Below are 16,986 nucleotides of genomic sequence, written 5' to 3' on the forward strand. Positions count from 1 at the left end.
AGATAAATGTTTAGCGATTCATCTATACTACCTGATGATTGGCATATTCTTGATTTGCGCATGTTCGGTACTCAATAAGGAGCTCTAAAATGGCTACGTCTCAAGGGATCAAGGCGACGAATAGGCCCTTCATCGTTCAGAAGACGCAGGAACACGCATCCGTTTTTCAAGTCGGCTATCGGTTCTTGGAAATCATCGCGTATGTGTGTGTGCATGGTATCCGTCTGGCGCTCCGCTTATTTTTCAACACCTTCAGGCGCCAGAAGCGCTCGCGTCAGAGTCTCATCGGCCAGGCGATAGCCGAGCTCTGTGACGCCCTCGGAGCAACCTTCATCAAAATCGGTCAGATTCTCAGCACACGCTGTGATCTCTTCACCCAGGATATGATGGCGCCGTTAAGCAGGCTACAGGATTGCATCAAACCATTTCCTTTTCACCACGTTCCAATCATTATCCAGCAGCAACTGGGGCGCCCTTTAGAGGAGATCTTTTGTGAGTTTGAGCCGCAACCTATCTCCAGCGCCAGTATTGGCAGCGTCTATCGTGCTCGGCTCCACACAGGGCAAGAGGTAGCCGTCAAAATACGCCGTCCGGGCATCGTGCCGAAGGTGAATAACGATTTTTATCTGTTACGCTCGATGGCCTCTATTATGGCTCGCTTCCCGGCTATGCGCCTGATTCCTATGGTTGAGATGATAGATGAACTGGGACAATGCATTAAGCAGCAGCTGGATCTGCGTATTGAGGCGGCGAACACGCGCCATTTTCGGGAACAGCTTGCGCATGACTCTCTGGTTCATATACCAGAACTGGTCGATGAATACTGCACCGAAGCTGTTATGGTCATGGAATTTTTCGACAATCTCGTCCGGCTTGATGAACTGGATTGGACCGAGGAAGAGTATCGGGCATCGCTCCTGACGGCATTGAGAGCCTTATACTATATGATCTTTCTTGATGGCTTTATCCATTGTGATCTGCATCCAGGAAATATGTATTTGCGCAAAGGCGGGCAGGTGGTCATTCTGGATGCAGGATTTGTCGCGCAACTCAAACGTGAGGATCGCCATCAGTTTGTTGAATTTTTCCTGGGCATCTCTATGAACGCAGGTAAGCGCTGCGCTCGCATCCTCTATGAAACCGCGTCTTACAAATCCGCGACCTTTGACCAGGAGCAGTTCCAGCAAGAGGTGAGAGAGCTTATTCGCAAAAGCTCTGGCGCGAACGCGGCAAACTTTCAGGTTGCCACCTTCGCCTACCAGATTTTTGCGATCCAGAAGCGTTTTGGACTACGGGGCTCCACCGATTTTACCATGGCTATTCTGTCATTACTCGTTTTTGAAGGAATTGCCAAGCAGCTCTATCCTCAATTAGATTTTCAGACCGAGGCCAGGCCTTTCTTATTTAAAGCCATGGTAAGGAAGCGCGATGAGAATGCCGCGCAAGCTGGAAAGTCTGGTTTATGATTGGATTTTCATTTTGAGCAAACGAAAAGTAGAACACGCAGAAAGTGGCAATGTAAGAGAAGACCATAACCTGGGTGGGGCATTATATTAGAAGCAAGAACAGCAAGGACAGTGAATCGTCTGATAGCGGATTGAGCTCTTGCTAAATGATAGCTTATCTGGCATCACATATACGGCTATTGAGAGAACGAATCCTATCAGAGAGATGTACACCAGCTTGCGTTTTCCTGGCAAAGCCTACGCGGAAAGAGACAATTGGATAGCAGCGGTTGATGCCTATCGCAATACTCCTACTATTGTGGCTTTGCCAACGATTGGCGTATGTATCGTCTGTGCAGTAGTTACCCCAAGCAAGTGGAGGAAACAATGATCAACGAAAAGACCCAGCAGACAACCAAGACCTTAGTTCCCAGCCCAAAAAGCCTTGACGAACTCCAGCTCTTTACGATGCCAGAGGGCGGAATGGATCAGTTGAACTTCATAACCTGGGACACCATCGAATTGATTGGCCAGGGTGAGGAAGTTGTCGAGTTCCATGGCTACTATATGATTGACCGTGCGAACCCAACATCGGCAGATTGGGCTGAAGCTTCTGTTGATATCCGCATGCACGAACTCAACGTTGATGGCGTCAGCAAGAGCTTTGGTCGCATCCATGCCAGCGTCAACCCTGATCTGGGCAAGATCTCCGGCGGCCAGGTACGTCCTGGGACCACCTATACAGCTCCTGATTCGCCAAAACTGTGCCAGATGTATGGTTACATGCAGTTTGACCTGCAGGATGTTGGCATCACGGTTTTCAACAAAGAGCCAATCGTTCTTGAGCACAACATCACCCATATCCCGCCAGTGGGACAGGGCGGTGGCACCAAAGAGCGCGTTGACATCCCCCTGTATCGCAAAGACGATCCAGACGGCGATCCTGTCGCTATCCTGCATCGTGTGAAAACCCACATCGGTAGCTGGCTGAAAAAGTAAGTTCGCGTGACTTTCTTCTAAGCTAGAGGCGACGTACGTCCAGGAAGTACATACAGGTGGCATTGTCCATTTATATGTATAAATGGATGTGCGTCGCTTCTCGGCATTGTTCGGACAGATTACAATGAGCGGAGCGGCTTTGTAGCGAAGAAAAAGAATGCGGACCGGCAGTCCACCTTACGATATTCCATAGGAGAGCATGATGGAAAAAGTTTCATTAGAGACACGACAACACTTCATCGCTACAGATCTGTTCTCTCTGGCGGATCAGCTCTTGCCATTTCTCCAGAGCTGCCATCCGCAGGCGTGGGAGCAGCGTGGCAAGCACGTCAGGAAAAGCGAATGGACGTTACGCCAGACCGTCGCGCACCTTGTCTCTGCGTGCGAATATTATTTGTTAACCTTGCAGTGTGCGCTGCAGCATGAGACACTGACCATCCAGGGTTTTAGCCAGAGGAAGGATCTGGCTCCACTTAATGCGCAAGAAATTCTGCGCCGCCAACACCTGCAACCGGCCGAGCTTATTGCCGCTTTACACCAGGCGCTTGTCAATACAGCTACCCTTGCCCAACAGGCAACCGAAGACCAGCTTTGCTGCTCTGTGGTGGTGCCCGTCTTCAATCGATCTGTTAGTGTAATCGAGCTCCTTGAAATGCAACTTGTGCACCCTGGCATTGTGCATGCATCCCAGGTGGCCGTGCCGGCCAATAAAGAGCCACTCTGGAAATGTTATGAACAAGATTATATGCACCGCATGCTGGATCGCTTCTTTCGCTTGATGACGCTCATCTATTGGCCTGAACGGGGCGGAGCCATTCATACCACTATACAATTTCTTGTCGCCGGACCCGCTGGCGGTCAGTGGTATCTCTCCATTACTCCGTCTGGCTGTGATTTCAGTGCGGGTAAAGTTCCTGGGCCGCAGGTCACACTCTGGGCCGCGAACGCGGATACCCTCTGCCAGTTTTTTACCGGTCAGCTGGCACTGCCGCAGGCGATTCTGGGCAGAAAGCTTTTGCTCTGGGGTAATCTCATATTTGCTAGAAAAATGAGCAATTTATTTTCTCCCATATAAGTTGTGTAATTCTTTATAAATTTTTAATTTTATTAAGCTTATACAGCTGTGCTTTCAGCGTAGGTGGTGTTTGGATGATGAAGGCGAAGCTGTAAACTCATCGTGCCCTCCCCCATAACGAATCAATCCTCATCTATGCGGCGGCTAATGCGGCTCCACAAGGGAATTTAGCCATTATTTTGTTATGCAGGATATCATTGGCTATGCGGATAATGCAAGTAAAGATGTATTAAAACGAAGCGAGCGACAGACATTTATAGTATATAATGCGATTACTGTAGGTAATAGAATGAGCAAACTTGAAGAAGCGAACATTTTAACGGATACGTTATACTGGGTGTGTGTAGCGGGTGGGTGAGGTGAGAGAAACTTGACAGTATTTGTAGTGAATCTATTGTTATTTGTCACTGTAACAGTCCGTTGTATGTATGCTTTTATAAGGATTGTTAAGGAGAAATACTGTGAGTTTTACCAGTGGAGGCTTACTAAGTACTCTTCTGAGGATAGGGCCTGCAGAGACAGATTTTGACAGGCATGGTTTTCATTCCGGCACGGCTGCTACGCGTGAACAGTTAGAACAGTGTGCCCTCTCTTTTGTTCATGGCTATAATACAACCCTCAGCAGCGAAACAAATGCGATTCTTATCAACCGGCTCAATCAGGTTGAACAGCAATATAGAGGTTTTGCCTATGAAGGCGCGGGTATGGCTCTCGCTATTCTTGATTTTATCTTCCCCTGGCAGAAGCGTTTCATGCCGTTGACCCTCAATGAGGGAAATGACTATATTTATCTATTGTATGTGGGGTGGGGTTGGAGCATGGGAAGACTTCCTCGTAAACGCATCAGGCCTGAGAAGCGGGCTCCTTATGATCCTCTTTTGTCCTGGCTTTCATATGATGGTTACGGCTTTCACGAGGGGTTTTTTTCGTGGAAAAAGAGCTATCTACAGCAGCGCTATCCAATCAGCCTCCCTCGCGGTTATGCTCGTCAAGCTTTTGATCAGGGCCTGGGTCGAGGTTTGTGGTTCGTTGGCTGCGGCGATATTTTCTATATTTCTGACATTATCAGCGCTTTTCCACCTTTACGGCAGGCGGAACTCTGGAGTGGAATTGGTCTTGCTGCCACTTATGCTGGAGGAGTCTCGTCTGAGACTCTGCAACAACTGCGACAGGCTACCACCAAATATTATCCATATATGGCACAAGGAGCAGCATTTGCGATTAAAGCCCGGCAACGAGCCCACAATATCATTCCACATACCCATCTTGCCAGTGATATTCTCTGCGGACTTCCAGTTGATGATGTCATACAAATTGTCGATATATCGCTTGAAAACCTTCCTCTTCACCAGACCGAGCCAGCGTTTGAACTCTGGCGCCACCGTATTCGGGATTCATTACATCTTCCGACACATACCATCTAGTATTATCGGCGGACAATCCAAAGCATGGGAGTGTACACTTCCGTGCTCATGGTGGACCGTGTGTGTTAGTTACCTGACAGTCTGATAAGAAGATTAATACCGTGGCACACGGTTATATGGCTGAGTGTCAGAGGAATAGTTGTTGTCAAAAACTCCATAGCAATAAGCATACTATGCGACGAGAGAGAGAATGCCTATGCAAACCATAGCTATTGTAGGAATGGCATGTCGTTATCCCGATACACGCTCACCGCAAGAACTCTGGGAAAATGCTCTTGCTCAGCGTAGGGCTTTTCGCACCATTCCCCAGCAACGCCTGAATCTCAATGACTATTATCATTCCAATCGGAATATGCCCGATCGTACGTATTCCTCGCAAGGCGCTTTTCTGACGGATTACGCATTTGATCGTGAGCATTTTCGTATTTCAGGGAAAACGTATCGCTCGACCGATTTAACGCACTGGCTGGCTCTCCAAACCGCTGAGCAGGCGTTGGCTGATGCGGGTTTCGCTAAAGATCATGGGCTGCCCAATCTTTCTACGGGCGTCATCGTTGGGAATACGCTCACGGGCGAGTTCTCGCGTGCGCAGATGATGAGACTGCGCTGGCCTTATGTTGCACGCGTTGTCACACAAGAGCTCCTGCAGGAGAACTGGCAGCCTGAGGCCATCAAAAAATTTCTCACTCGTCTCGAACAAGAGTATAAAAAACCTTTCGCGCCCGTCAACGAGGAAAGCCTTGCCGGTGGCCTTTCCAACACCATCGCGGGAAGAATATGCAATTATTTCGATTTAAAGGGAGGTGGTTATACTGTTGATGGCGCATGCTCCTCCTCCTTACTGGCCCTGACCCATGCATGTCGCGCCCTGGAGTCATTCGATGTTGATCTGGCGCTGGCTGGTGGCGTCGATCTCAGTATTGATCCATTTGAGATTATCGGCTTTGCCAAGACGTCCGCCCTGGCAGCTGAAGAAATGCGCGTCTATGATCTCCATTCCCGCGGTTTCCTGCCAGGTGAAGGGTGTGGCTTCGTCGTTTTGATGCGCTATGAGGATGCACTGGCCGAGAACCGGCATATCTATGCATGTATTCGTGGTTGGGGCATATCATCAGATGGCAGTGGAGGCATCACTCGTCCGGAAGCAGAGGGGCAGCATATCGCTTTGATGCGCGCCTATCGGCGCAGCGGACTCAGCGCTGATACGGTTCCCTATATCGAAGGTCATGGTACTGGAACGGAGGTAGGTGACGCCACAGAGCTCAAGGCCATCACCCTGACCTGGGACAAAATGCAGCACTTCGCGCCAGAGAAGCAGACCTATATCAGTACGATCAAGGCCAATATCGGTCATACAAAAGCGGCCGCTGGCATCGCAGGGGTCATCAAAGCGACCATGGCGCTCTCAAACCAGATTATTCCACCAACGACCGGGATGATTGAGCCGCATGCGGAAATGATGCGTCCCGATGCCAGGGTGAAGGGCCTACGGCAAGGAAGGCTCTGGCCCGCTGAGGCTCCCCTGGTCGCGGGTGTGAGCTCCATGGGATTTGGAGGCATCAATACCCATATCGTGCTGGAGGGGATGCCTGGAGAACGGCGCGACCACCTGAGCGATCTAGAGCAAAAGCTGCTGACAACACATCAGGATGCAGAGATTTTCCTGCTCAGCGCGCTCAATGCAGAGGATTTGCAGGAGCAGATCGTGCGACTCCTGTCAATGGCCCCACGCCTCTCCTATGCTGAACTGACGGACCTGGCGGCCTATCTCGCCGGCAATCTTCAGCCAGGCTCAATGCGTGCCGCAGTTATCGCGTCCAGGCCACATGAACTTGAGCGTAACCTGCAACAGCTGCAGGAGATTCTCGCAGCTGGAGCCTCCACGCATATTGATACAAAATTGCATATCTACCTGGGCAGTGGCACGACTGTTCCGCGGATCGCCTTTCTCTTTCCGGGCCAGGGTTCTCCCGCTTATCTGAGCGGTGGCATTTTGCGCACCAACTTCTCTGAGATCGAGCAGCTCTACCGCGAGATGAATCTTCCGGAGGATGCTGATGGGAAGCAGACAGAAATCGCTCAACCCGCGATTACGCTGGCTTCGTTAGCTGGACTGCACATGATGGAGAGGCTTGGCGTGCATGCTCAGACAGCCATCGGCCATAGCCTGGGAGAGCTCAGCGCGCTCCACTGGGCTGGTGTGATGGATAGTGCTACCCTTCTCCGCGTTGCCAGGGCAAGAGGCGAGGCAATGGCGCAGGTGAAAGATCAGGATGGCGCCATGCTGAGCATCAAGGCCAGTGCGGAAGTCGTCACTGACCTGATTGGCGACGAGCCCGTGGTCATCTCCGGGTTTAATTCACCTCGCCAGACGGTCATTGCCGGGGGCATGCTTGCTGTATATAAGATCTCCGCGCGCGCTCATGCCATGGGTATTCCCTGTGTGCCATTAGCCGTCTCGCATGCCTTTCATTCACCGCTTGTTGCGCCATCAGCTGATATTCTAGCGAGCCATCTGGCGCAGGAGCATTTCACCTCACCACGTCGCCCGATCGTATCAACAGTGACCGGTAAGGTAGTGAAGGATGATGACATTACCGAGCTCTTATTCAAACAGGTAACTGCTCCGGTGCTCTTCTTCAAAGCCGTAGAGCGTATCCACGAGGATATCGATCTCTTTATCGAAGTGGGGCCAGGGCATTCCTTACAAAGACTCTTGTCTGATATCACCCCCAGGCCAGCCGTCGCAACCGACGCCGGTAGTTCATCAATGCGGGGTATCCTTTCGGCCACGGCGGCGGCATTTGTGCTAGGGGCACCAGTAAACGCAGCGGCACTTTTTTCCCATCGCTTTACACGACCCATCGATCTGGATTGGAATCCCTCGTTCCTGGTGAATCCCTGTGAGCAGGCTCCTCAGTCAGAGATAGAGCGTAATGAAGAGGTGTCTGACAGCCTCGACAGCCTGCTCGCGCTCAGCTATGCTGCTGGGCAGACGACCTTTGAACTGGTACAAAAAATCATCGCGGCCCGTACCGAGATGCCGCTGGATCTCCTTGTCCCTGAATGCCGGATGCTGAGTGACCTGCACCTCAATTCTATCAGCGTCGGGGAAATTTTTGCCGAAGCTTGCCGCGCGCTTGAAATTACCCATGCTGGCCCTCTCTTGAAATACGCAGATGCCAGCCTGAGCGAGATTGCCCAGACGCTTGAAGATCTTCAGCAGCAAGGGAACTCGTCAGCTATCAGCGAGCAGGCACGCGAACCGGAGGGTCTGGCCCCGTGGATACGGTGCTTCTCTACGATCGAGCAAGAATATCCCCTGGCGGGCGACTTTTCCAGTCCTGAAGCGGGCGACTGGCAGATGTTTGCACCACCGGATTATAGCCTTACCAACGATCTCCAGCGTACCTTCGCTATGGTCAAGGGTACCGGCTGTATCGTTTGCCTGCCCCAGGATCGAGACTCCTGCTATGTTAGGTTGCTTTTCCAGGCCGCGCGAGCCGTGCTGGCAAAAAAGGAGATGACGCACGTCGTGGTTGTCCAGCATGGAGCGGTTGGCGCAGCCTTTGCTCGTAGCCTGTATCTCGAATATCCACAGTTGACGGTGTGCGTGGTGCATCTGCCGGATCAGCAGGCCGCCCTCGTTGAGCACATTGCGATTGAAGTGAGGGCCGCCCAGGGCTTCGTTGAGGTCAGTTATGATGCGGCAGGAAAGCGAACGCTATCGGAGTTTGTTCCATACGAGCCTGTCAGGAGGGGGGAAGCGGTAGCGCTGCAGCAAAGCGATGTGGTTCTGGTAACTGGAGGTGGCAAAGGTATTGCAGCCGAATGCGCGCTGGCGCTCGCCCAGGATACCGGCGTTACGCTCGCGTTATTGGGAAGAGCCCGGCCACAGCAGGATACCGTCTTGCGGGACTCTCTCTCAAGATTCGACGTAGCCGGGGTGAGTTACCGCTATTTTTCGGTTGATGTACAGAATGCGACCGCCATAGCAGAGGTCGTTCGTGAAATCGAAAGCAGCCTGGGAACGGTAACGGCCATCATTCATGGCGCGGGCATGAATCAGCCGACCCTCTTGAGCATGCTAGACGAGGAGCTGATCAACAGAACTATCGCGCCCAAAGTACAGGGCCTGCAAAATGTCCTGGCCGCCATATCTCCAACGAAGATAAAGTCTCTGATTACCTTTGGCTCTGTGATTGCACGTACAGGGATGCAGGGTGAGGCGCATTACGCGCTCGCCAATGAATGGCTCGCACATATCACCGCCGCATTTCAGCAGCAGCATCCGACCGCCAGCTGTCTGTGTATCGAATGGTCGGTCTGGTCTGACGTTGGTATGGGTGAGCGGCTGGGACGCGTTGAGGCGTTGCGCGCGGAAGGGATTACCCCCATTCCCGTTGAACAGGGGCTTGCCCTCTTCCGCCAGCTGCAGACGCACCGTCAATCCAGCACCAGGATTGTAGTCTCGGGACGTGTTGGCTCGGCTCCCACCATCCGGTTTGCGTCCACGCCACTGCCGTTCCTGCGCTTCCTGGAGAAGGCACGCGTCTTCTATCCCGGCATTGAATTGATTGCTGAGGCCGAATTATCCAGAACAACCGACATATATGTTGATGAACATCAGCTGCAGGGTGAACGGTTAGTGCCAGCCGTTATGGGGCTGGAAGCTATGGCGCAGGTCGCGCGGGCGGTCACGGGAAAGTATGAGCGCCCCTGCTTCAACGACGTCCAATTTCTCCGTCCCCTGATCGTTGCAGAACGGGGTTCCGTCACCTTGCGTATGCTGGCCCTGGCCCATCCCGATGGCATGGTAGAGGTTGCCATCCGCTGCTCTGAAACAGGCTATCAGGTCAATCACTTCCAGGCCGTTTGTTTCTTTGAGGAGCAGCCTGAGACGCTTACAACGATGCTGTCGGGGCCGGTAGCGCAGGAGCCAGCAGCGCGGCTGCCTCAGCCAGGCGAGCTCTATGGTGGTATCTTCTTCCACCGTGGCCGTTTCCGCAGGCTGAAGGAGTATACCCTCCTGCATGCCAGGGAGTGCGTCGCCGAGATCTCACCATACACAGAGGGAGCATGGTTTGCACGCTACCTGCCTCAGGAGCTTGTGCTGGGAGATCCTGCCAGTAGAGATGCATATATTCATGTTATTCAATCTTGCATCCCCCAGGCGACCTTATTGCCTGTACATGTCGAGTCTATCTCGGTTATAAACCAGCCCTTTTCCTCGGTTTTAGCACCGGGAGAGCATATACAGGTCCATGCACGTGAGCGTGCTCGCCAGGGCAATACCTTTATCTATGATCTGGAAGCCTGCAATAGCCATGGACAGATTCTAGAGCAGTGGCGTGGACTGTATCTGCATATGGTTGGTGAAACTGTGTCCCATGAGCAATGGACAGAGGCGCTTTTCGGACCATATGCCGAGCGACGTATAGCTGAACTGGCTCCATGGATGCAGCCACTACTTTTAAGTGTGCATGGTGCTACAGATGATGGTTCGCTCAGCGTGCAGCCCACAGGCCTTGATCAGAAGCTGTGCAATCTTCAGATTGCCAGGCCACGTTCGGATGAGCTCTGGAGATCGCTGTTATGCGCGCAAGAGTATGCGTTCGCGCAACAGCTCGCGGCGCAAAACGGCGAAGCGTTTGACATCGCTGCGTCTCGCGTGCTGGCGGTAAGTGAGGTGCTGAAATCAGCTGCCCTGCCACGCGATCTGCCATGGATGCAGATGCAGGTCGAACAGGATGGGTGGCAACTGTTGACGATAGGGTCGCATCACATGCTCACCGCCGTCATCTCGGTGCGCACACAGCCTCATCCATACGCATTCGCATTCTATTGTCCCCCGACTACCGATATTGAGAAAACCGCATCTGTACCTGGAGTAGAGAAAGGATTACGACGGTGAAACGCGCCTATGAATATCACTACACGGTTTCCTTTGAAGATACCAATCTGGTTGGCAATGTCTATTATGCGAATCATATTCGCTGGCAGGGACGCTGCCGGGAGATGTTTCTATTAGACAATGCGCCTTCCATTGTCAGGCAATTTCAAGAGGGGCTGGCGATTGTAACCACTCGCTGTTCTTGTGAATACTTCTCTGAACTCTATGCCTTTGATCGACTGGTCATTCGCATGAGGCTAGAAGATCTCACGCAGAGCCGCATTTCTTTATCCTTCGAGTACTGGCGGAAAGGGCGGGCCGGGGAAGAACTGATCGCGCGTGGAGAGCAACAGGTCGCCTGCATGATGAGAAAAGGAGAGCACATGGAACCGGTTCCTGTTCCTCAAGACCTACGAACTGCCTTAAAGCAGTATGAATACGATAGAAAGGATTCGTAGTATGCAAAAGGCCCATCAACTATCGACGCGTCGTAATTTTCTTAAGCAGATAGCACAGGCGAGTGTTGGCGTAGGGACGGCAGGGGCACTACTGGTTGCCTACCAGACCGGTGCCACCAACGCTCTTGGGAACTTTATACAGCCGACAGTTCCCAAAAAGACTTATCCGATGTTTCAACTGCGCGACATCGCCAAAGCAGCCGGTGTGCAGGCCACGCACCATAAGGTGCAGCTTGACCCCAAACTGAATAATATCATGCCGTGGATGGCCTCGGTTGGTGCCGCGGTTGCCGCGGCTGACTTCAATAATGACGGCTTGATTGATGTTTTTGTCTCTTCCTCCGGTCGCAATACGCCATGCCATCTGTATCGCAACAATGGAGATGGCACCTTCACCGATGTCGCGGAAGCGGCAGGGGTGGCCAATTTGAATGAGGAGGGTGGGGTTATGGATGCGGTATGGGGAGACTTCGACAATGATGGTTGGCCCGACCTCTACGTCGTCAAGTGGAGCGCGCCCAATCGTCTGTTCCGCAATAACCGCAATGGGACCTTTACAGATATTACCGTCTCCTCAGGAACTGGCGATGTCTCCAATGGCAATGCCGCCATCTGGTTTGACTACAACGGCGATGGCCTGCTTGATCTCTATGTTGGCAATTATTTCCGCCCTGAGAACGATCTCTGGCATCTTAAGACGACAGTGATCATGCATGACGATTTTGAGATGGCGCGTAACGCCGGACCCAACGTACTCTATCGCAATAATGGAGATGGCACCTTCACCAACGTCGCCCATGAATTAGGCGTTGCTGATACAGGCTGGACGCTTGATGTAGGGGCCTGCGATCTTTTTAACACCGGACACATGGACCTCTACCTGGCCAACGATTTTGGGCAGGATGTTATTTTCAAGAATAATGGCAACGGTACCTTCACGAATGTAACCAAGTCTGCCCTTCCAATTGATACCAGGAAGGGGATGAACGTCGATTTCGCGGACCTGGATGGTGATGGATATCCAGATATCTATGTCTCTAATGTAACCCAACAGGGGTACCTGGTTGAGGGCAATTTCCTCTGGAAAAACAATCGCGATGGCACCTTTACCAATAAAGCGGTCGACCTTGGGGTCTGGGATGGTGGCTGGAGCTGGGGGGCGAAGTTTGTAGACCTTGATAACGACGGTGAGATGGAAATTGTGGTGATGAATGGCTTTGTCTCGGCTGGTAAAGGAGATTACTGGTACTATCTCGGCACGATGGCAACAACCCCCGGCCTGATAGTCTCAGATGCCAGCCACTGGCCTCCGATTGGCGACATGAGTATTTCAGGGTATCAGCCATCACGTCTTTTTGTCAAAGAGGGCGATCACTATAACGAAATCGCTCTGGATGCGGGCATGACCGATCGTTACGATGGTCGTGGCGTGTGTTGTGCTGATTTCGACAATGATGGGTTACCCGAACTGTTTGTCGCCAGCCAGGGTGCTCCTCTGGTCCTCTATAAAAATTATCCCGCGCAGAAGAATCACTGGCTAGGGCTAAAGCTAGTTGGCAAAGGGAAGAGCAATCACGATGCCATTGGTGCTCGCGTAACGGTGACTGCTGGCAAGCGCACATATGTGAAATGGGTCGATCCCGGTAGCGGTTTTGCCTCCCAGTCGGATCGCCGGCTCATCTTTGGTCTGGGGTCACAGACGAAAGTCGATGCAATTGAAGTTCGCTGGCCCGATGGGCGCGTAGAGCACCTGGCACCACTGGTTACTGATCGGTATCACACTATCACCCAAGGAGCATAGATATGAGCAGCAATACATCCATCACAGACGCAGGGACTACTTCGGTTCCTCAGCAGAAAGAAGGTGTACGACCCCGTAAAAAGCTGAAAGGCTGGATGATAGGCTCTATTATCGGGATTGTTATTCTGCTTGGTGCTGCTATCGCTTATTTCCTGTTGCAGACACAGGTGACCCCGCTGTCATTGCCTAAAATTCCAGCGAATGTGACGGCGAGCCAACTAGGTTTAGATCAATGGCAGGTCTATCAACAGCCGTTGCCTGCGCATCCACTGGACGATCCTTCCTTGCCTGCGACCCCCCAGGTCGATGCAAGCAAGGCTTTACTGCAGGATGCCGCCGGTCAGGCTTTGATACAGAAAGGCGACCTGACGCGCGGACTCGCTTACATGAAGGCTGCCGTCCAGGCCGACCCCGCGAATCTACGCTATAGTAATGATTATCGCGTGGAGCTCCGCAACCATCAACGCTATCAGGAAGAGCTGGCATTCTTTTCCTCTTTGTCCAAACAGAATGCGGCGACAAATGTCACTATTGAGCATGCCTTGTCCTATGTCGATATGATGCGCTCGTGTCCCAAGCCGCCAGATGGGCTGGTTTGCCAGGCGCAAGATTCATATAACTCTATCAGCATTCTGGACAAAGTGTTGCAGGACAACCCATACAATATCATCGCCCGTTATGCGCGCGGGTTGAATCATCTCTACTGGCCAACGCTAATGGGACACCTTCCCAAGTCGCAGACCGACCTTCAGTATGCAGTCGCGTTAAGCCAGGCCCAATCCAAAATCAGTCCCGCGTTTACCGCGCAGGGATATGTGGCCCTTGGCGATGTCTTTGGAAAATCCGGAAACCCCAAAGAAGCGCGCAACGTCTGGCTAAACGGTTTAAATGCTACCCATGATCAAACATTGTTAAAGCAACGCCTGGCTATTCCACAGGATCAGATTCGCTCGCAAGAAGACAATCAACTGAGAGGCCTGGGTGTCTATGTTGATACCGATATTACTATATTCTGGAGGAAAGGGTAACATTTATGAAGACATGGAATTTCTATGGCATGACAATTGTTGGGGTGAAGCTAAAAGATCCACGTGTCTTTATGAGCTGTGTACTCATCGTCTATACCATCGTCGGGCAAACGATCTTAACCTTTGATCACGGCTGGACACAAATTTTGCTGTCGCTCTTTGTGGCCTGTTTCGTGGATGTAGTGATGAACCTGTGGAAAACACGTCAGATTGTGTTGCCGATCAGTGGTGTGATTACAGGGTTAGGCCTGGGATTATTGATTGAGTCGGCATCACCGACGCTGCTGTGGCCATATGTTGTCGCTCCCATTATTGCGATCGCATCCAAATCTGTGGTGCGCATAAATGGTCGCCACATTTTCAATCCATCCAACTTTGGCCTCGTTGTGCTCCTGTTACTCTTTCCGACCCTCATTACCACCACGGCAACGCAATGGACCGGCTCGCTGCTGATGGTTGGGATCATCTTTGTCGTCGGCTCTTTCTCTTCCTTCCGTGTCTCTCGTATCGACCTGGTTCTCTCGTTTATTGGCGGCTTTTGTGTGATGGCGCTCGTTGAAGAGCTGATCAAGCACAATGGCTACTCGGTCGCCTTTGGTCCATTGTTTGGCGCGGGACTGCAGCTCTTTATTCTCAGTATGATTACTGATCCGAAGACGACGCCTGGTACACGCGGGATGCGCATCGCCTTTGGGCTCGCGATCGCGTTGATCGATGGCCTTTTACGCCTGGTCAATAATCAGTATTCGCCGTTTATTGCCCTGTTTGTCGTCTCGGCATGTTTCTCGCTATACCAGGCACTGATCACCATGAACTGGAATCGGCAGCCAGCTGCCAGTGAATCCAACAATGAAGCAGTACAACTGGAGGCTATCGCCCAGGAAAGCGCGCATGACCATAGCGGTGAAAGTATACCGGTGGCATCTCTTGCTCAAGCAAGCACAAATGGTCACAGCAGTGAAAGTGTACCGGTAGAAGCGCTCGCTCAGGAAAGCGCGAATGGTCACAGCAGTGAAAGTGTACCAGTGGAAGCGCTTGCTCAGGAAAGCGCGAATGATCACGACAGAGAACGTGTGCAGCCGGATATTGCCGCACCTGTTGGAGGACATGTCTCCGCTATCTCACATAACCAACTTTCCTCTTAGTAAGATTGGAGACTGCTCCTTGATTTGTAAATTAAATCTGCCACGGCATTAGTAGAGAAAGAGAGAGCGTACCTTGTTTGAGACAAAGGCACTTCCTATTTCTGCACCTGCTTCAGAAATAATTCCTCATCTCTTCCATAGTGGAAGCCGAAAAGTAGAGACGGAACAATCACGTCATCAGGCAGTAAAGCAGGCTATTGCCATGATGCGAAACAATTATCATACACCTCTGACCTTACAGACCATCGCTGACTATGTTCAGCTGAGCCCATTTCATTTTAATCGTATCTTTCGCAGCATAACCGGAGTGCCACCAAGCGTTTATCTGGCGGCTCTGCGTATTGATCAAGCAAAAAAAATGCTGTTACGAACCGACTATAGCGTGACCAGTATCTGTTTCGATATTGGTTATAACAGCCTGGGAACGTTTACAACTCGTTTCACACAACTGGTTGGCGTGACGCCAACCCAGTTGCGTCGCATCAGTCGCGACCAGGAGGCAGCGGCACTCTTCCAGAACTGGGATGATCTCAAGCTCTCCCTTGAGGTATTTCGTCACTATCCTGAGAAGGGAACTATTGAGGGAAACATTTTTTTTCCGCAATCCTTCGACGGCCTGATCTTTATTGGCCTGTTCCGCGATCCTATTCCACAGGGGGATCCTGTGAGCGCCACTGTATTAACCGAGACGGGATATTATTGTCTTCCTCTAGTGCCGCCAGGGAAATACTATCTGTTCGCAACCGCTCTACCACGATCCGATGACTTTCGCACTATGTTTGAATCCGGGGCCTATCTACGCTGTACAAGGCAGCCGGTTATCTCTATGCCACATGAAAATATGCGAAAAACCGAGGACCTTGTACTGAATATGAAGAGCTGGACAGATACGCCTATCTTGCTGGCATTGCCCTGGTTACTTTTATCCAGATTAGGTGATTTTTATCATATGCCTTTGCATTTTAACGAATTACTTTCTTAGCATACACGCTAAAGCATCTGGAAGTGCCGCTCGATCGCGGCAGGGCTCATCAATTGGGGCTCGTCCCAGGACAGGGCGAGCCCGGGTATATACAGCGAGGATGCAGGGGCGGCCAGCCGTTGAAAGGACGTTTGTTATGACTGAATCAGGACCGCGTGTTTTTCTCATTGCTGGTAGTGCAGATAAAAACTCGTATATTCGTACCAGTATGGAGATACTGGCAAATACGCTACGTGAGAGCGGCGCTCAGGTTGACCTCTGGGATCTCGCGGAGCAGCCATTACCCTTATTGTGCCCTTCCATTCTCATGGCGACGCCGCAGAGCGTTCCTTTTCCCGTGCACCAGTTTACCCAGTTGGCAGAGCAGGCCGATGCATTTGTGCTTGGCTCGCCCGTGTATCATAACTCATACTCAGGCATCTTGAAAAACGCGCTTGATCTGCTTTCCAGCCAACACCTTTTCCATAAGCCGGTTGCACTGATCAGTAATGGCAATAGTGATCGCACAGCTTGTCTTCCCTGCGAGCATCTACGCAGTGTCGTCAAAGGGTTATCAGCCATTGCCATCCCTACGCAACTGGTTACTATCCCGGCAGATTTTCTTCCGATGGATAATCAGCATGTCTTGACGAATACGCGCCTGCTGGAACGTTTTTCGCTGCTCGCAAAGGAGTTACTCTACTTTACTACTTTTCTTCACCATGATGTGCAGACGCAAGTTTCGTAATAGCATGAC

11 protein-coding genes are annotated in these 16,986 nt (G+C 51.6%); all 11 read left to right on the forward strand.

What is annotated here, in order from left to right; genetic code table 11:
- The first annotated feature begins 89 nt into the window (after positions 1-89).
- A complete protein-coding gene (locus KTT_RS24370; protein ID WP_126599156.1) occupies positions 90-1,466 on the forward strand; it encodes an ABC1 kinase family protein in 1,377 nt (458 codons plus the stop codon).
- A gap of 366 nt (positions 1,467-1,832) precedes the next feature.
- A complete protein-coding gene (locus tag KTT_RS24375) occupies positions 1,833-2,444 on the forward strand; it encodes a DUF6073 family protein (RefSeq protein WP_126599158.1) in 612 nt (203 codons plus the stop codon).
- 199 nt (positions 2,445-2,643) lie between these two features.
- Positions 2,644-3,519 (forward strand): SCP2 sterol-binding domain-containing protein, encoded by an 876-nt coding sequence (locus KTT_RS24380; RefSeq protein ID WP_126599160.1) that lies wholly within the window; start codon positions 2,644-2,646, stop codon positions 3,517-3,519.
- 461 nt (positions 3,520-3,980) lie between these two features.
- Entirely contained in the window at positions 3,981-4,943 is a 963-nt protein-coding gene (locus KTT_RS24385) for a DUF1702 family protein (RefSeq protein WP_160146096.1), read from the forward strand.
- 196 nt (positions 4,944-5,139) lie between these two features.
- On the forward strand, positions 5,140-10,857 hold the full coding sequence (locus tag KTT_RS24390) for a type I polyketide synthase (RefSeq protein ID WP_160146097.1): 5,718 nt from the start codon (positions 5,140-5,142) through the stop codon (positions 10,855-10,857).
- The gene (locus tag KTT_RS24395; protein WP_126599166.1) at positions 10,854-11,294 is read left to right on the forward strand and encodes an acyl-CoA thioesterase; all 441 of its coding nucleotides are present in this window, start codon (positions 10,854-10,856) and stop codon (positions 11,292-11,294) included. The genes KTT_RS24390 and KTT_RS24395 overlap by 4 nt, the downstream gene beginning before the upstream one ends.
- A gap of 1 nt (position 11,295) precedes the next feature.
- Entirely contained in the window at positions 11,296-13,095 is a 1,800-nt protein-coding gene (locus tag KTT_RS24400) for a CRTAC1 family protein (RefSeq protein WP_160146098.1), read from the forward strand.
- Between the two features lie 2 nt (positions 13,096-13,097).
- Positions 13,098-14,123 carry a tetratricopeptide repeat protein gene (locus tag KTT_RS24405; RefSeq protein ID WP_126599170.1) on the forward strand — a complete coding sequence of 342 codons (1,026 nt, stop codon included), beginning with the start codon at positions 13,098-13,100 and terminating at the stop codon, positions 14,121-14,123.
- Positions 14,124-14,128: 5 nt separating this feature from the next.
- The gene (locus KTT_RS24410) at positions 14,129-15,268 is read left to right on the forward strand and encodes an RnfABCDGE type electron transport complex subunit D (protein ID WP_126599172.1); all 1,140 of its coding nucleotides are present in this window, start codon (positions 14,129-14,131) and stop codon (positions 15,266-15,268) included.
- Between the two features lie 202 nt (positions 15,269-15,470).
- On the forward strand, positions 15,471-16,250 hold the full coding sequence (locus KTT_RS24415) for a helix-turn-helix domain-containing protein (protein ID WP_126599174.1): 780 nt from the start codon (positions 15,471-15,473) through the stop codon (positions 16,248-16,250).
- A 136-nt stretch (positions 16,251-16,386) separates the two neighbouring features.
- On the forward strand, positions 16,387-16,977 hold the full coding sequence (locus KTT_RS24420; RefSeq protein ID WP_160146099.1) for an NADPH-dependent FMN reductase: 591 nt from the start codon (positions 16,387-16,389) through the stop codon (positions 16,975-16,977).
- Positions 16,978-16,986 lie beyond the last annotated feature (9 nt).

This window comes from Dictyobacter aurantiacus (genome assembly GCF_003967515.1).
GTDB lineage: Bacteria > Chloroflexota > Ktedonobacteria > Ktedonobacterales > Ktedonobacteraceae > Dictyobacter > Dictyobacter aurantiacus.